The 15,222-nt window shown below is 71.4% G+C and carries 18 protein-coding genes; 6 read left to right on the top strand and 12 right to left on the bottom strand.

The window, feature by feature from the left end:
• Nucleotides 1–47: 47 nt before the first annotated feature.
• Nucleotides 48–1,532, bottom strand: coding sequence for an alpha-amylase family glycosyl hydrolase (locus ACFQRD_RS12945; protein WP_377018707.1), 1,485 nt, complete (start codon nt 1,530–1,532; stop codon nt 48–50).
• A gap of 113 nt (nt 1,533–1,645) precedes the next feature.
• Between ACFQRD_RS12945 and ACFQRD_RS12940 the strand changes: the two genes are divergently transcribed.
• Nucleotides 1,646–2,422 (top strand): alpha/beta hydrolase, encoded by a 777-nt coding sequence (locus ACFQRD_RS12940; RefSeq protein ID WP_377018708.1) that lies wholly within the window; start codon nt 1,646–1,648, stop codon nt 2,420–2,422.
• Nucleotides 2,423–2,425: 3 nt separating this feature from the next.
• Here ACFQRD_RS12940 and ACFQRD_RS12935 read toward each other — a convergent pair whose 3' ends face one another.
• The 3 genes from ACFQRD_RS12935 to ACFQRD_RS12925 are packed head-to-tail and all read right to left on the bottom strand — an operon-like array spanning nt 2,426 to nt 4,571.
• Nucleotides 2,426–2,806, bottom strand: a complete 381-nt coding sequence (locus ACFQRD_RS12935) for a hypothetical protein (RefSeq protein WP_377804479.1) — start codon at nt 2,804–2,806, stop codon at nt 2,426–2,428.
• Nucleotides 2,803–3,987 (bottom strand): serine hydrolase domain-containing protein, encoded by a 1,185-nt coding sequence (locus ACFQRD_RS12930; RefSeq protein WP_377804477.1) that lies wholly within the window; start codon nt 3,985–3,987, stop codon nt 2,803–2,805. The genes ACFQRD_RS12935 and ACFQRD_RS12930 overlap by 4 nt, the downstream gene beginning before the upstream one ends.
• Nucleotides 3,988–3,989: 2 nt before the next feature.
• Nucleotides 3,990–4,571: an ArsR/SmtB family transcription factor gene (locus ACFQRD_RS12925; protein ID WP_377804475.1), complete on the bottom strand. Its 582-nt coding sequence runs from the start codon at nt 4,569–4,571 to the stop codon at nt 3,990–3,992.
• A gap of 286 nt (nt 4,572–4,857) precedes the next feature.
• On the opposite strand from ACFQRD_RS12925, the gene ACFQRD_RS12920 reads away from it, so the two are divergent.
• On the top strand, nt 4,858–5,142 hold the full coding sequence (locus ACFQRD_RS12920) for a YciI family protein (protein ID WP_377804473.1): 285 nt from the start codon (nt 4,858–4,860) through the stop codon (nt 5,140–5,142).
• A gap of 31 nt (nt 5,143–5,173) precedes the next feature.
• Here the strand turns inward: ACFQRD_RS12920 and ACFQRD_RS12915 are convergent, their stop codons facing one another.
• Both ACFQRD_RS12915 and ACFQRD_RS12910 read right to left on the bottom strand, forming a co-directional pair.
• Nucleotides 5,174–5,710, bottom strand: a complete 537-nt coding sequence (locus ACFQRD_RS12915; RefSeq protein WP_377804471.1) for a hypothetical protein — start codon at nt 5,708–5,710, stop codon at nt 5,174–5,176.
• Between the two features lie 53 nt (nt 5,711–5,763).
• A complete protein-coding gene (locus ACFQRD_RS12910) occupies nt 5,764–6,678 on the bottom strand; it encodes a LysR family transcriptional regulator (RefSeq protein ID WP_377018717.1) in 915 nt (304 codons plus the stop codon).
• 168 nt (nt 6,679–6,846) lie between these two features.
• On the opposite strand from ACFQRD_RS12910, the gene ACFQRD_RS12905 reads away from it, so the two are divergent.
• From ACFQRD_RS12905 to ACFQRD_RS12890, 4 genes are all read left to right on the top strand, one after another.
• Nucleotides 6,847–7,347: a MarR family winged helix-turn-helix transcriptional regulator gene (locus ACFQRD_RS12905; RefSeq protein WP_377804469.1), complete on the top strand. Its 501-nt coding sequence runs from the start codon at nt 6,847–6,849 to the stop codon at nt 7,345–7,347.
• On the top strand, nt 7,344–7,766 hold the full coding sequence (locus ACFQRD_RS12900) for an organic hydroperoxide resistance protein (RefSeq protein ID WP_377792552.1): 423 nt from the start codon (nt 7,344–7,346) through the stop codon (nt 7,764–7,766). Before ACFQRD_RS12905 ends, ACFQRD_RS12900 begins: the two co-directional genes overlap by 4 nt.
• Before the next feature lie 121 nt (nt 7,767–7,887).
• On the top strand, nt 7,888–8,310 hold the full coding sequence (locus ACFQRD_RS12895; RefSeq protein ID WP_377804467.1) for a hypothetical protein: 423 nt from the start codon (nt 7,888–7,890) through the stop codon (nt 8,308–8,310).
• Nucleotides 8,311–8,442: 132 nt separating this feature from the next.
• Entirely contained in the window at nt 8,443–9,153 is a 711-nt protein-coding gene (locus tag ACFQRD_RS12890; protein ID WP_377018722.1) for a hypothetical protein, read from the top strand.
• Between the two features lie 7 nt (nt 9,154–9,160).
• On the opposite strand, the gene ACFQRD_RS12885 is transcribed toward ACFQRD_RS12890, so the two are convergent.
• From ACFQRD_RS12885 to ACFQRD_RS12860, 6 genes are all read right to left on the bottom strand, one after another.
• Entirely contained in the window at nt 9,161–10,075 is a 915-nt protein-coding gene (locus ACFQRD_RS12885; RefSeq protein ID WP_377018723.1) for a sensor histidine kinase, read from the bottom strand.
• A gap of 159 nt (nt 10,076–10,234) precedes the next feature.
• Nucleotides 10,235–11,017, bottom strand: coding sequence for a hypothetical protein (locus tag ACFQRD_RS12880; RefSeq protein ID WP_377018724.1), 783 nt, complete (start codon nt 11,015–11,017; stop codon nt 10,235–10,237).
• Nucleotides 11,014–11,934, bottom strand: coding sequence for an ABC transporter ATP-binding protein (locus ACFQRD_RS12875; RefSeq protein ID WP_377018725.1), 921 nt, complete (start codon nt 11,932–11,934; stop codon nt 11,014–11,016). The genes ACFQRD_RS12880 and ACFQRD_RS12875 overlap by 4 nt, the downstream gene beginning before the upstream one ends.
• A gap of 100 nt (nt 11,935–12,034) precedes the next feature.
• A complete protein-coding gene (locus ACFQRD_RS12870) occupies nt 12,035–12,784 on the bottom strand; it encodes a response regulator transcription factor (protein ID WP_377018726.1) in 750 nt (249 codons plus the stop codon).
• A 200-nt stretch (nt 12,785–12,984) separates the two neighbouring features.
• Nucleotides 12,985–13,833 carry a response regulator gene (locus ACFQRD_RS12865; protein ID WP_377804501.1) on the bottom strand — a complete coding sequence of 283 codons (849 nt, stop codon included), beginning with the start codon at nt 13,831–13,833 and terminating at the stop codon, nt 12,985–12,987.
• Nucleotides 13,827–15,110: a sensor histidine kinase gene (locus ACFQRD_RS12860; protein WP_377018727.1), complete on the bottom strand. Its 1,284-nt coding sequence runs from the start codon at nt 15,108–15,110 to the stop codon at nt 13,827–13,829. The genes ACFQRD_RS12865 and ACFQRD_RS12860 overlap by 7 nt, the downstream gene beginning before the upstream one ends.
• Nucleotides 15,111–15,222 lie beyond the last annotated feature (112 nt).

Below are 15,222 nucleotides of genomic sequence, written 5' to 3'. Positions count from 1 at the left end.
GAGTCTACGTCCGGGTCGACGGACCGTCGATCGCGGTATCTCGCCTCTCAGCGGACCACGGCGATGCCGTGCGCGGGCACGACCCCGGGCGCGGGCGGGCCGACGGCGTCGAGCATGTCGGCACCGCTGACGACCTCCAGCACCTCGCCCTGGACGGGTCGGTCCGCGTCGCCCAGATTCACGACGAGGGTGAGCTGCTGAGCCGCGGCGCCACCACCGGCGGCCGAGTCCTGCGCGCCCCCACCGCCTGGGCGCGGGGACAGCGTGATCTCGGCGAAGGTGTCCTCGAGGCTCTCGCGGCGCACGGTGACCTCCGCGTCGGCCAGCCACGGCTCGCGACGGCGCAGCGAGAACAGCCGCTGATGGACCTCGAGGATCCGCGGGACGGCCTCGCGGCTGAGCACGCTGAGGTGAGGTGAGGTCGCCGCGGACTCCGTGGGCGCGGAGGCGCCGACGCTGCCGGCAGCGCCCGCGATCTCGGCCGGATCGTCGGGGAACGCGGGGCGCACTGCGTCGTCCCCGCCGGCGCGGTCCTCCTTGATGCCGGTGGCGCCGAACTCATCGCCCGCGTACACGGCGGGGATCCCCGGCAGCAGCGCCAGCAGCGCGTAGGCCACGGCGAGATCCCGGCCGTCGGCGACCTGGGAGGCGATGCGGGTGGTGTCGTGATTGCCGACGAAGATCAGCGGATGCTCGTCCCCGTCGGCCGCCAGGAAGTCCCGGTGGCGACCGAGGGCATGCTCGAGCTCGAAGAGGTTGTGCTCGCGCAGACTCGACCAGATCGCCTTCCACAGCTCGTACTGGGTGATCGAGTGCGCCCCGGAGGCGGCGGCGATCGCCGGGTAGTCACCGTGGATGACCTCGCCGAGGATCCAGGCGTCGGGATGGGCCGCGCGGACCCGCTCGAGGATCGGAGCCCAGGCCTCGGCGCCCGCGGCGTACATGGCGTCCAGTCGCCACCCGTCGGCCCCGCGCTCGAGCCACAGCCCCATCACCCGCACGATCGCGTCCTGGACCGCGGGATCGGTGAGGTTCAGCTCGACCAGGTCGGCGTTGCCCTCGAAGCCGTAGGGCTGGTCCCCGGCCCAGCGGATGCGGTCGCCCTCCGGCGTGCCGGGGCCGGCGGCGATCGCGCGCCGCGCCTCGGGGTGCAGGTGGGAGACGTGGTTGAACACCCCGTCCAGCACCACGCGGATCCCGCGTTCGCGGCAGGCGGCGACCAGGGCGTCGAAATCCATCTCATCACCCAGGCGCGGGTCGAGCCGTCGATGATCGAGGGTGTCGTACCCGTGGGAGACGGAGTCGAAGATCGGGTTCAGCAGCAGCACGTTCGCGCCGAGGCCGACGAGATGGTCGAGCCATCCCTGCAGCCGGCGCAGGCGGTGGACGACGTTCTCTCCCTCGGCCCCGGCGTAGGACTCGCCGACCAGGTCCTCGCGGTGCAGGGGCGCTCCGCAGAACCCCAGCGGATAGACCTGCCAGCAGATCGCGTCGCGGATCCAGGCGGGCTCGGACGGGGCGGGCGTGTTCATGCCGCCATCGTAGGCGGGGCCTTCCCGGCGCACCCAGCCCGGCCCGGTGTTCAATGGGGTCTCGAGGCGGGCCGACGCGCCCCCACCGTCAACATCCCCGGGAGGGAGCACCGATGATCCGGCTGCGCACCGACTTCTTCGCCGAGTCCCTCGGTATGGGCACCTCGATGGTGGTGCTGATGCCGCAGTCCGCCGCAGGAATCGGCATGGAAGTGGCGGACCGCCGACCTGCAGGCGGCGCAGCGGCGCCGGTGCTGTACCTGCTGCACGGTCTCAGCGACGACTGCACCGTGTGGGAGCGCCGCACCGCGATCGAGCGCTACGCCGCGGACAAGGGCATCGCCGTGGTGATGCCCGAGGTGCGCCGCTCGTTCTACGTCGACGAAGCGGTGGGGGAGCAGTACTGGACCTTCGTCTCCGAGGAGCTGCCGGAGCTGGTCGCGCGGACATTCCGCGTCTCCACCGCCCGCGAGGACACCTTCGTGGCGGGGCTGTCGATGGGCGGATTCGGTGCGTTCAAGCTGGCGCTGAACCATCCGGACCATTTCGCGGCGGCCGCGAGCCTCTCCGGGGCGCTGGATCCGGCGTCGCTGTCACTCCACGGGAATCGTGGGAACCTCGCCGAGCGGGTCTGGGCCGGCCGCGATCTCGCCGGCACCGATGACGATCTGCTCGGGCTGCTCGCGGCCGCGGACGCGCAGCAGCTGCCGGCGCTGTTCCTGGACTGCGGCACCGAGGACGAGCTGGTCGGGCAGAACCGGCGTTTCATCGCCACGGCGGAGCGGCACGGCGTCGGCCTGACCTCGCGTCTTCGCCCCGGTGCGCACGCCTGGGAGTTCTGGGACCAGGGGATCCAGGACGTGCTGGACTGGTTGCCGATCCGGGGCTGAGCCTCACCCCGCGTAGAGCGCGACCGCGACCACGGCGAGATAGACGATCACCTCACCGGCGAGGTTGAGCCGGCTCGGGGGCCGCAGATTCTTGGCCTGCCGCGCAGTCGGCTCTGCGGGAGGCGAGCTGACGAGCGCGCGCCGGCAGGCGACGATCACGCCGGCGATCGTGACCAGCGAGAGCAGCCACGGACCCCACCACATCGACGCCGGCAGGATGCCTGCGAGCCCGAGGATGCCGATGATGCTGGCGGCACTGAGCGTCCGCAGGAAGATGCGAACCGGATGCTCGTATCGGATCCACAGCTGGACGATGGAGATGACCAGCAGCGCGAGGACCGCGACGCCGGCGATGAGGGGAAGGGAGGCCAGCACGGTGTTCACAGTTCGACCTCCCCGGTCAGGACGGCCACGGCGACGTCATCGAGCGACCGCGCGGTGTCGGTTAGGAGCACGATGCCGCGGCCCGTGGACGGGTCCCACCCGGTGAACGCCGCGAAACCCCCGGTCATGCCGTTGTGCCAGGTCATCAGCTGCCCTGTGCCCACGTCCTCGTGGAACCAGTTCATCGAGGTCTCACTGGACTGACTCTCGGTGAACAGGACCTCGGTGGCGGCCGACGCGCCCGGCGCGGTCCCCTCGATCATGCCGGTCAGGTAGAGCGCGAGATCCTCGGCGGTCGAGCGGATGCCGCCTGCCGGGGCGACACCGTGCATGGTCCATGCCGCGTTGGGAAGCCCGGCACTGGTGTGGCCGCGCGTGGCCGTATCCCGCAGGCCTTCCGGGGTGATCGGAGCGTAGGTCGAGGCCAGCGAGAGCGGTTCGAGGATCCTGTCTCCGAGCAGCGTGGCGTAGTCGGTGCCTGCGGCGCGTGCGAGCAGCTGGCCCTGCAGGGCGACGCCGAGGTTGGAGTACGCATAGGAGCCGCGGCCGTTCGGCGTGATGCCCAGCGCGTCGGCGATCACCTCATCGCCGTCCCGCGCGGGGTAGGGGTCCTGGCGCAGGAGCGTGCCGGTGAACCTGCCGGTCCACCAGCTCGGGGCGAGCGACGGGATGCCGGAGGTGTGGGTGGCGAGCTCGGCGAGCGTGACATCGGCGATCGCGCTGCCCTCGGCCTCGTCCCCGAGCACGTCGGCGACCGTGCTCTGCACCGTGACCTCCCCACGTTCGACGGCTGAGGCCAGCAGCGCGCCGGTGAACGTCTTGGTCACCGAGCCGACCTCGAACTCGTCGGTCGCCTCGGCCCCGAAGCCCCCGAAGCGGGTGGTGCCGCTGCCGTCGAGATAGGCGATCGCGACGCGGCGATGGCCACTCAGGTGGGGCTGCAGGGCGGCGGTCACCTGCTCGTCACCGGTCGGTTCGCCGAGGCGGGCAGGGCGCGGACCGGACAGCGCGGTGATGGCGAGGACGCCGGCCACAGCCGGGATGCCGGCTGCGAGCACCGTGCGCCGCGAGAAGGACGTGCCCGTCCGGGAGGGCGCGTCGGGATCGGAACCGGAATCGATGACGGTGCCGATGTCGGCATCGGGGTCGGTCTCGGTGCGGCCGGGATGCTGGTCGGTCATGGTCAGCCCTTCTCGGCAGCGGAGATGATGGTCAGCAGCGGTATCACCCGTGAGGCGGGGATCGTCCAGGTGCCGCGTCGGGGAGAGGTCGCCCATCCGGCGTTCTGCAGCGCGGACAGATGGTGGTACGCGATGCCGGTCGAGCCGAGCTCCAGCTCGTCGACGATCTGGGCGACGGTGCGTTCGCCGTCGATCAGTCGGCGCAGGATCGCCAGCCGCAGCGGATGGCCCAGCGCGGCCACGGTCTCTGCGTGCTCGGCCCAGTCCGTCTCGAGCAGGAACTCCGTCGGCCGTCCCCATTGGTACTCGAGATGACCGAGGCCGACGTCGACCGTCCCCGTGTAGACGACCGCTCCCGGCGACTCGACCTGCGCCTTCAGGGCGTTCAGCGCCCACCACGGGTTGCCCGCGGGCTCCGGCGTCGAGGTCGCCTGGTCCGATGACTGCGCGGCGGCCGAGCGCGTGTCCGCGACCGGGTCCGGGCGCGTCGAGGAGTGTGCCTGGTCCTTCTCGAGCTTCGCGATCCGCTGCTCGAGGTGTCTCAGGCGAGCCGCGAACTCGCCGGTGCTGCCCTCGTCATCCATCGCTCAGGTCCCCCTCGACGTCGGGGCCTCGCACGGTCGCGTCAGATCACCGTCGGACCGCGGTCGTGCCGGGTCGTTGCCGTGCCGGATCTCGGACGTGCTGAAGCCAATTCCTACGCAATTACGGAATAACAGAGTAGCAGCGGGGTGCGTGCTGTGCACAGGGGCGGGAGAGGCGTACGAGCCGGCATGCTCGGGTCGACCGCGAATGCGGCACGATGAGGGGTGCACCGTCGGACCGGTGGACCTCACCGGCCCGCGCCCCTCGAGCCTTCGGGAGAGTCTTATGGCCGTCTTCGCCGTGCAGTACACCTACACCGACGATGCCGAGAAGGTGCAGGCCGTGCGGCCGGAGCACCGCGAGTACCTGCAGGAGCTGCACGCCGCGGGGACGCTGCTGCTGGCCGGGCCGCTCGGCGGGACCCCGGGCGGTCTGCTGATCGTGCGCGCCGGCTCCGAGGAGGAGGCCCTGGCCGCGGTGGACGGCGATCCGTTCCTCCGCGACGGTGTGGTCATCGACCGCAGCGCGCGCGAGTGGACCGTCTCGATCGGGGAGCTCCCCGGCGCCTGAGCGTCAGGGCGTCTGAAGCGTCAGGGCGCCGTCACGCCCCTGTCGCTCCCGCGTCGAGCTCGCCGTCGTCCTCGCCGGCAGCTCGACGTCGGCCCGTGGCCTGCATGTCCAGCAGGTCGCCGACGGTCGCGGTGGCTTTGACGTCCTGGCCGACGATCACCAGGGGAAGGGCGTCCTCGCCGCCGTGCTCGTCCAGCAGGGCGCGGGCCTCCGGGTCACGGTAGGCGTTGACCCAGAGCACGTCCTCGCGGGGTGTGCGGATCGCCGTCTGCATGCGGGCCGACAGCGGGTTGCCGGGGGCCCACAGGATGATGGAGACGTCGTCGGCGCGCCGCTGCAGCGCCGTGGCCAGCGGAGTGTGCGGGCCCGATCGCAGCGGGGAGGTCCAGAACGCCATGAACAGGGCGAACAGCGCGAGGGCGATGGCGGCGATGAGCTGGTCGGCAACGACCAGGGCGGCGGCGACCGCGAGACCTCCCACGGCCAGCAGGCCCGGTCGCAGCCAGGCTCGCGCCGGGGGCCGGCCTGCTCGGCGATCTCGGCGTGCGGAGGCGTCGCGGCTGGTCATGGCACCAGGGTACGCAGGGACTTTCGGGATGGACTGAACGTCGGGCGGGCGGTTCAGATCAGCGCTGCGGTGCTGGAGCGCTTGTTGGTCTCGGCGACCAGGGCGTCGCGCACGGCGCTGACGGCCGGGATCGACTGGGCGCCGCGGCGGTTGATCAGGCCGATCATCCGCGTATCCAGATCCGGCAGCGCCCGCACCACCACGTCCTGCGTCGGGGCCGCCTCCAGTGCCGTCTCCGGCATCAGGGCGACCCCGCCACCGTGCATGATCAGCCGTTGGACCACGGTCGAGTCGTCGCTGGAGTGGCGCACCTTCGGCACGAATCCTGCCCGACGGGCGCTGGAGAGCATGTTCGCCCGGCACCGCTCGCAGCCGGCGATCCACGGGTCCTCGGAGAGGTCGGCCAGGGTCAGGTCGGGGTCCTCGGCGCGCGGGTGGTCGCGGGGGAGGACGGCCATCACGCGGTCCTCCATCAGCGGGGTCCACTCCAGGGTGCCCTCGGCATCGATGTCGCTGCAGGGGTAGCGGAACACCAGGGCCAGGTCGAGGTCGCCCTCGCGCAGCGCGGCGACGGCGTCGGGGGGCTCGAGCTCGTCGAAGGTGACGTCCAGATCCGGCGCGGTCTCCTGGAGGTGTGCCAGCACCGGCGGCAGCAGCACCGCGGCGGCCGACGGGAAGGTCCCGAACTTCACCGTGCCGCGACGCAGTGCGGTGATGTCGGCGAGCTCCTCCTCTGCGGCGTGCAGCTGGGCCGCGATCGCCTCGGCGTGTGCGGACAGACGTCGGCCCGCCTCCGTGGGCGTGATCCCGGAGGAGGAGCGCAGCAGCAGCTGGGTGCCGACCTCTTTCTCCAGGGCGGCGAGGTGCTGGGAGACCGCGGGCTGGGTCCATCCCAGCTCACGGGCGCCGGCGCCGATCGAGCCGTTGCGCACCACGGTGCGGAAGATGAGCAGCCGTCGAGGGTCCATGCTTCCATGGTAGGCACTCGTCGCAAGCAGTGCTTATGACTTTGTGTGATGTGCGCGGGCGGTGCTCGCGCACGCGGTCGTGAGATGAGATGCCGTGAGAACGGACGTTCCGAGAAGATTGTGTGCAACTAGGTTGCGCGCAATGCAAAACCGAGGAAGGATGGCCTCATGGCGACGACGGACGAGATGGTGTGCTTCTCCCTCTACGCGGCCTCGCGCGCCACGACCCAGGCGTACCGCGCGCTGCTCGAGCCCTGGGGCCTCACCTACGGCCAGTACCTCGTGCTGGTGGTGCTGTGGAGCGACGGGGACCAGAGCGTCTCGGACCTGGGGGAGGCCCTTCAGCTCGACTCCGGCACCCTGTCGCCGATGCTTCGGCGGATGGAGGCGGCCGGGCTGCTCGAGCGGCGCCGCACCGCGCCGGATGAGCGCGTGGTCACTGTCGTGCTCACCGAGCGTGGCCGCCACCTGCGAGGCGAGCTCGCCCACGTGCCCGGCTGCATCGCCGACGGCAGCGGTCTCGCCGGCCCCGAGGAGGCCCGAGACCTGATCTCGACCCTGCAGGAGCTCACGCGCAGCATGCGCGCGCTCACCGCCCCCGATTCTCCCGGCGAACCCGCCGGGGCCACCCGCCGGCCCGGCTCGGCGACAGCGAAGGAGACATCATGAAGGCTCTCTACACCGCAGAGGCTCTCTCGACCGGCACGGGCCGTGACGGCCACGTCCGCACGCTCGAGGGCACGGTCGATCTCGACATGGCGACTCCCACCGAGATGGGCGGTTCGGGCAACGGGGCCAACCCCGAGCAGCTGTTCGCCGCCGGCTACGCCGCCTGCTTCCACTCGGCCCTGAACCTGGTGGCGGGCAAGGCCAAGGCCGACGTCAGCGACTCCACCGTCGGCGGCCGCGTCCAGATCGGCCCGGACGACAAGGGCGGATTCCAGCTCGCGGTCCAGCTCGAGGTCGTCATCCCGAACCTTCCCCACGACCAGGCGCAGGAGCTCGCCGACGCCGCCCACCAGGTGTGCCCGTACTCCAACGCCACCCGCGGGAACATCGAGGTCACGGTCACCGTCTCGGACGACTGAGCGGCGCTCGTCGTCGTCCATCGCCTCGTGGTGCGAGGAATCCGCGTCGTCCGGAGCCGCCACACAAGACAATGAGCGCGGGCGCCCGGAACCGCACGGGTCGAAGGGAGGGTGGTGGATCGTGGCCGGCTCGCACGACGACCCGGGGCCCTCGGTGCTCGAGGCCCGGTACGGGACCGCCCGATCGCGGTGGATGAGCGCGTGGATCATCGCCGTCGCGACGCTGCTCGGGGCGGGTTCCTCGGTCCTGCTCGAACTCGGCCTGGGCGCGACGTGCGGCGTGCTCGTGTGGGCCGGTGCCCTGATGCTCGCTGATCGCCGTCTCGCTCGCGCCCGGATCTTCCTCCCGGCGGCAGCGGTCGCCTATGCGGCAGCACTGATGTGGCCGTTGCTGCCGGCGATCGTCTCCAGCCCTGAGTCCGTGCTGTCGGTATTCACGTGGGTCTATGCGCTGGCGTACTCGTGGGTCAACGGGCTGCTGCTGGGCGCGGCCACGCTCGTCGTCATCCTCCTCTGGTTCGTCCGGCACGGTCGCCTTCGGTGAACCGGGCCGGGGGGGGGAGGGGAGTTCTCCCCATCGCGGGTCGGGCGGATCCGACATACCGTTCATGACGTCCACAACAGCGCCGGCGCACGACGAGAGCTCGAGGCCCGGCACGACCTCATGGAGGAACCCGTGACCCGCTCGATCTTCACCCGCAGCGCCGCCGCCGGCGCGCTCGCCCTGTTCGCCCTGTCCGCCTGCGGCGGCTCTCCCGAGGAGGCTGCCGAGGGGGACGCCCCCGCCGTCGAGGAGGAGGCTCCCGCGGCGGAGGTCGACGCCTCCGACGGCGGCGGCGAGGCCGACGAGAGCGAGCCCGAGGAGGACGAGGCCGACGAGAGCGAGGCCGAGGAGGACGAGTCCGACGAGGACACCGGCTCCGCCCCGGCCGGCGAGTCCGTCGAGGTGCCGATCGACGAGACCTTCACCGATGAGGAGACCGGAGACGAGATCACCGTCATCTCCGCCATGCGCGACATGCCCTCCGAGCACGACTCGATCTACATCGAGGAGGGCGGCGAGGTCCTCTACCTGCAGATCGAGGTGACGCCCGGCGAGGAGTTCGGTGGCGTCGTCTCCATGCGCGACTTCTTCATCCAGTACGGGGACGAGGAGCAGAACGCGAAGAGCTCGTTGGGCGAGGAGATCTCCGAGGCCGGCTATACCGAGTTCGAGAGGGCCCCGCGCCGCGATGGTGCCACGGAGCCGGCGTGGATCGGCTTCACGGTCGAGGGTGAGCGCCAGGAGTCCTACACCGCCGCATACGTGCGACCGGAGACGGAGATCCTCGGCGAGGACGAGACCATCCCGGAGTTCCGCCACGAGTTCGAGATCCCCGCGCCCTGAGCCGGTCTCATCCGCTCGTCGGGCGCGGGATGCTCACGCCGATCTCCACGGTGCCGGCCTCCCGGTCCTGGGCGGCAGCCACGCTGCCGCCCAGGTGCTCGGCCAGCACCTGCACGATCGATAGGCCCAGCCCGCTGGTGCGCCCGGAGCGGGAGCGGTCCGCCGTGTAGAAGCGTTCGAACAACCGCGCGGCATCGATCTCGGTGCCGGGCGGGACGCCGTTGCGAACGCGGATCTCGAGGCCATCACCAGCGCCGAGCACCTGGACCTGGACCTGGAGCAGCTCCCGGCCGTGCTGAACAGCGTTGCGGACGAGGTTCTGCACGATCCGGGTCAGCTTCTCCCGATCGGTCTCGACCACCAGAGCAGCCGGCGGATCGTAGTCGACCTCCATGCCCGCGCCCTCGATCTCGGCCGTCATCCCCAGCAGGCACTCGGCGACCAGGACGCCGACGTCGACGGGTTCGAGCTCGAGCGCCGGCTCCGCATCGAGCAGGTACGCGTACTCGTAGAGCCGGTCGACGAGCGTGCCCAGCTCCGCGGTCTGCCGCTGGGCCACGGCCAGCTGCGCCCGCTGCTCCTCGTCGAGGGTGCTGCGCTCCAGCAGCTGAAGGTAGCCGCGCACCGTGGTGAGCGGAGTGCGCAGGTCGTGGGAGATGTCCGCGATGAACGAGCGGATCCTGCGCTCCTCGACGCGGGTGCGGGTCGAGGCGGCCTGCGCCTGGCGCACTGTCTCGTTGACCTGGGCAGCCAGTGACTCCAGCTGCGGCACCACCAGGGAGAGCGTCACGGAGCTGTGCGCACCCTCGCCCCGCTGCCGCTCCAGCTGCCGGCGCACCGCGCGGATCTGCCGCAGCACGATCACCAGGTATGCGGCGGTGAGAAACCACAGCACACCGAGGATCACGGCGAGGGCAATCACGGCACTCCCGGGCGGTGAGGCTGGCTGGACAGGACGTCGCTGGGGCGGGCGCCAGCTTATGCGCACCGTGACGGCGCCCGGGGGAGTAACGGTGGCCCGTGCGCAAGCCCCCGGCCACCCGGTTGCCTCGGGGTCGCGGGCGCGCGGCCCCGTATGCACTCACTTCACGTCGGCCCTCCGGAAGATCAGCCAGGTCACCGCGCCCATCAGGGCGATGAACACGATCGAGACCGCCACCGCGGCGAGCATCTCTGCGCCGCTGGAATCCGGTCCCGGCGAGTGCTCGGCGGAGAACGGCGTGAGCCGCACCAGGGCGTCCAGCCCGTCGACGTCGGCCGCGGTGGACGCCAGCAGATCCGCGACGAAGGACCACACGAATCCCGCCGCCATCACCACCAGTGGACGCTGCAACCAGATCGCCAGCGGCAGGCACACCGCGAGCTTCGCGGCCGTGAGGATCGCGCTGGTCAGCGTGACGGCGATGACGCTCGAGAGGGCCTCTGAGGTGAGCTCGCCGCTCTCGGTCAGCGCCAGCGAGAACGCCGTCGGGATGGCCGGAGCGAATTCCGCCCCGGTGGCTCGGCCGACGAGGACGGCCAGGCCGTAGGGGAGAGACAGCGAGGCCACCAGCAACGCCGCGATGACGGTCTTGGAGGCGACGAACGCTCCGCGCCCGGAGGCCAGTAGGGCGTTGTGCACGGACTTCGTCTCGAACGGCTGGGAGATGGTGATCCCGTACAGCAGCGGGCCGAGCAGAGAGATCAGCAGGATGTCGCTGAGTCCCTGCACGCCGTTGGCGGAGGCCGCTCCCAGGTCGCCGACGGCGAGCTGATGCTGCAGCCACGTGTAGAGGGCGGCGGCGATGGCGGCTGCCACCAGGCACAGGGCCGCGGTCGGGCTGTGGCGTAGGACGTAGAGGTCCGCGCGCAGCTGATTTGTCATGACCGGTCTCCTCCGATGACGGACAGGAAGAAGGATTCGAGGCTCTCGCCCTCGCGGGCGAGCCGGGTGGGCCACACATCGGCCGACACCAGCGTGCGAAGCACCTGCTCCGCCTGCTCGGCGTGGTGGGGCAGGCGCACCGTGCGATCGGGCATCACGCGCGGATCGGCTTCCGGGAACTCGCGCTCGAGCACCGTGACCAGGCGTTCGGTGTCCTCCGCGGCGAGTTCCAGGTACTGCTGGGTCTGCGCCTCGAGCTCGTCGAGGGTGAGAGTCATCCGCACCTCGCCGGCCTCGACGATGATGTAGTCGCTCGCGGTCTGGAACAGCTCGGGCAGGTTGTGGCTGGAGATCAGCACGGTGATCCCGCGCTCGGTGGCCAGATCGCGCACGAGACGTCGCACCTCGACGACTCCGAGGGGATCCAGCCCGTTGACCGGCTCGTCCAGCACCAGCAGCTCCGGATCGGCGATCAGGGCGAGAGCGATCCCCAGGCGCTGCCGCATGCCGAGCGAGAAATCTTTGACCCTCTTGCGGCCGGTCTCGCCGAGGCCGACGAGTTCGAGCAGCTCGCCTTCGCGGTTACCGCCGGGGACGCCGCGCATCAGGCGGTGCAGGTGCATGTTCTGCCGCGCCGTCATGCCGCCGTGGAGGCTGGGGGCCTCGATGAGGGTGCCGATCCGCGCGAGGTCCTCCTGCTGCGGGGTGTCCTGGCCCGAGCCGAACAGCTCGATGGCTCCGCTGGTGGGGACGCCGAGCCCGGAGATCAGGCGCATCAGCGTGGTCTTGCCGGCGCCGTTGCGGCCGATCAGCCCGTAGATCCGGCCCCGCTGCAGTCGCAGGGTCATCGACTGCACCGCGGCATGGCTGCCGTAGCGCTTGGTGAGATCCCGGGTGACCAGGACGTCCTCACTCATGGATGCTCCTCTCGCTCGATGCCTCGACGGTACGGAGCATGTGTCGGGCGGACGTCAGGTTCCGGCCCGCAAAGGTCAGGAATCCGTGAAGATCCCTCGCTCAGGGCCCAGGCAGCGCTCGCAGCCGGTACCCGAGGCCCCAGACCGTCTCGATCGGGTCCAGTTCCGGGGCGGTCTCGCGCAGCTTCGTGCGCAGGTTGGAGACGTGGGTCTTCACGGCGGCGTCGTCGCCGACGAACGGCTCCTCCCAGACGCCCTCGTAGATCCGGGGCCGGGAGAAGACCTGGCCGGGCTGCTCCATCAGCAGCTGAAGGATCCGCAGCTCGGTAGCGGTCAGGGTGACGTCGGCGCCGTCGAGGGTGACACGCGCGGTGGCCGGATCGAGAGCGAGCGGGCCGTGGGTGAGGACGCTGGGGGTCTCGGCCGCTGGGGCGGTCCGGCGCAGCAGCACCTCGATGCGGGCGGTGAGCTCGGTGAGATCGAACGGTTTGGTGACGTAGTCGTCCGCTCCGAGCCGCAGCATGTCCACCTTGGTGAACACGGCGTCCTTCGCCGAGAGCACCAGCACCGGCAGATCGCCGGCGCGACGGATCTCTGCCAGCAGCACCGAGCCGTCGACGTGGGGGAGCATCAGGTCGAGGACGACCAGATCGGGTGCGGGTGGGGGTGCGGGGGCTGGTGCGGCTGCGCTCGCCGGGAGCCCTCCCGTCGACGGTCCGGTCAGCCCCAATGCCCTGCGAGCGGCGAGACCGTCGCGGACGCCGCTGACCTCGTGACCTTCTGCGCTGAGCGTCTCGACCAGCAGGGCATGGACGTCCGGGGAGTCCTCGACGACGAGGATGCGGGCCATGGTCGTCCTCCGATGAGCGTGGATGAGAGGGATGGGCGCCGGCCGTCAGCCTATTTCCCCCTCTGACCCGACGCCTATGGCCGGCCGGATCCGCGACCTGGTGGGTATTCGGCGCCGATTCCCACCAGGTCACGGATCTGGCGAAACCGTGCCTCGCCGTGCGGCGCTCGACGGGGCGGTGTCGGCGGGTGCCGGTGGCCTCAGCCACCGAGTTCGAGCACGCGGATGGCGAGCTGGACCCGGTTGGTGACCTGCAGCTTGTGATACAGCCTGCCCAGGTGGGTCTTGACGGTCGCGACGCTCATGAACAGCTGCTCGCCGATCTCCGGGTTCGCGAGGCCCTGGGCGACCAGCCGGGCCACGTCCCATTCGCGCTCGGTGATGCCGTCGGGCGGGGGCGCTGCCGCGGAGGTGTCGGGCGGTGACGCGGCCGCGGAGGTGTCGGGCGGGGGCGCGGCCCCGGAGGTGGCGCCCTCCGGCGAGCCGTCGGCGCCGGGAGCCGCGGGAGGTGCGGCGCCGCCGAGCCCGTCCCGCCCCGACTGATCCGCCTCGTCCCCCGCCCTCGAGGCGCTGCCCTCGTGCGAGGCCAGGCGCACCAGGCGCGAGAGCACGTCGGGGGAGAAGCGGGGACGGTCCTCGGCCGCCTCGAGCACCGCCTGGACCACGTCCTCCGGCGGGGAGTCCTTGAGCAGGAAGGAGACGGCCCCGGCCCGCAGCGCCTGCAGCAGGAACTCGTCGGTGTCGAACGCGGTCAGCATCACCACCCGGGCCGGGGAATCCTCCGCGCGCAGGACGCGCAGGGCCTCGAGCCCGGTCATGCGGGGCATGCGGATGTCCATCAGCACCACGTCCGGCTCCAGGGCGCGCGCCTGGTCCAGGGCGGCCTGCCCGTCGGCCGCTTCCCCGATCACCTCGATGCCGTGGGCGCCGTCGATCATCAGGCGCAGCCCCGTGCGCATCAGGGCCTCGTCGTCCACCAGCAGCACCCGCACGGGCTCGCCGCCGCTGCCGATCCTGCCGCCGCCCTCGCCATCCGCGTCGCTCACCATGGCATCCATGCTTCCACCTCGAAGGTGTCCTGGCCGCGGCGGTGGCAGGAGTCCCCGCCCAGCAGCCGCGCCCGCTCCTGCACGCCGATGAGACCGTGGCCGGTGGAGACGGGGGCCGGGTCACCGGCGGTCGGAAGCGGATTGGAGGCGGTGAGCAGCACCCGATCATCGGCCGCGGCGAGCGTGATGCGCAGCGGCATCCCCGGGGCGTGCTTGGCCGCGTTCGTGGTGACCTCGGCCAGGATCCGGGCGAGGGTGACCACCAGGCTGCGCTCGCGCTCGGCCAGCTCGTCCGGCCTGATGCCTTTCCAGGTCAGCTCCACATCCTGGCCCTGTTCGCGGCAGCGCTCGATGATGTCGCTCAGCGTCGGCGCCGAGGCCAGCGGAGCATCGCCCTCGGTGGTGCGCAGGGTCATCAGCACCGTGCGCAGCTCCCGGTTGGCCTGCTGCGCCGCATCCCGCACGGTCCGCGCGGTGCGCCGCAGCTCCTCGGGCGGGAGATCCTCGCGGTAGGACATCGCGCCGGCGTGCATGGCGATCGCCGCCAGGTGATGGGAGATGCTGTCGTGCATGTCGCGGGCGAGGGCGCCGCGTTCCTCGGCCCGCACCCGGGCGGCGTCGGCGTCGCGCTCACGCATCAGCGCCGCGGCCTCGCGCTCCGCAGCGGCCCGCGCGCGCTCGGCGGTCTCCCGCTCGCGATCGGCGGAGGCGGCCCGCTCCCGCAACGACGCCACCAGTTCATGACGGGTGCCGACGACGCGACCCGCCAGCAGCGGCACCATCGCGGCCATGGCCATCACTGCCAGCGTGATCAGGATGAACACGTCCTCGCGCTCGCCCCGGATCGCGGCGTCCGCCAGCATCGACGCGGTGGAGGCCGCGACGACCAGCACGACCGCGGCGATGTCCAGCGGTGGCCTGCGCCGCAGCCCCACCCGGTACAGGGCGATCCCCGCCGCGGGCAGCGACCACACGCTGAGCCCAGCTGCCGTGGCGATGACCAGGTGGATCACGCTGTGGGCGCGCCCGGGGCGCAGGAAGCGCAGCGGTCCGATCGAGATCGTCATGGCGGAGCCGATCAGAAAATCTATGCCGGTCAGCGCCAGCAGTCCGCCGGGAGGGTCACCGCCGAATTCCTCCAGCGTGATCCCGAAGACGATGAGGAAGAGCAGCAGCCCCAGCAGGACGCTGCCGAGGGACTGCGCGAGCGCGATGGCCCATTCGCGCATGCTCCGCGCCGGGGGCGTCGGCGCGGCGTGGGGCATGGCGGCGGTCATGGACACAGCGTAGGGAGCCGAATGCGGCCGACGGATCGACCGCGCGGCCGATACCGCTCACGCCCCCTCAGCCATGCGACGGAGAGGCAGCCCGAGCCCAGCGGCGGATGCC

The sequence above is a fragment of the Brachybacterium sp. GCM10030268 genome (assembly GCF_042666305.1).
Taxonomy (GTDB): domain Bacteria; phylum Actinomycetota; class Actinomycetes; order Actinomycetales; family Dermabacteraceae; genus Brachybacterium.
Note: the sequence above shows the minus strand (reverse complement) of the source record. Positions and strands in the feature narration are given on the sequence as shown.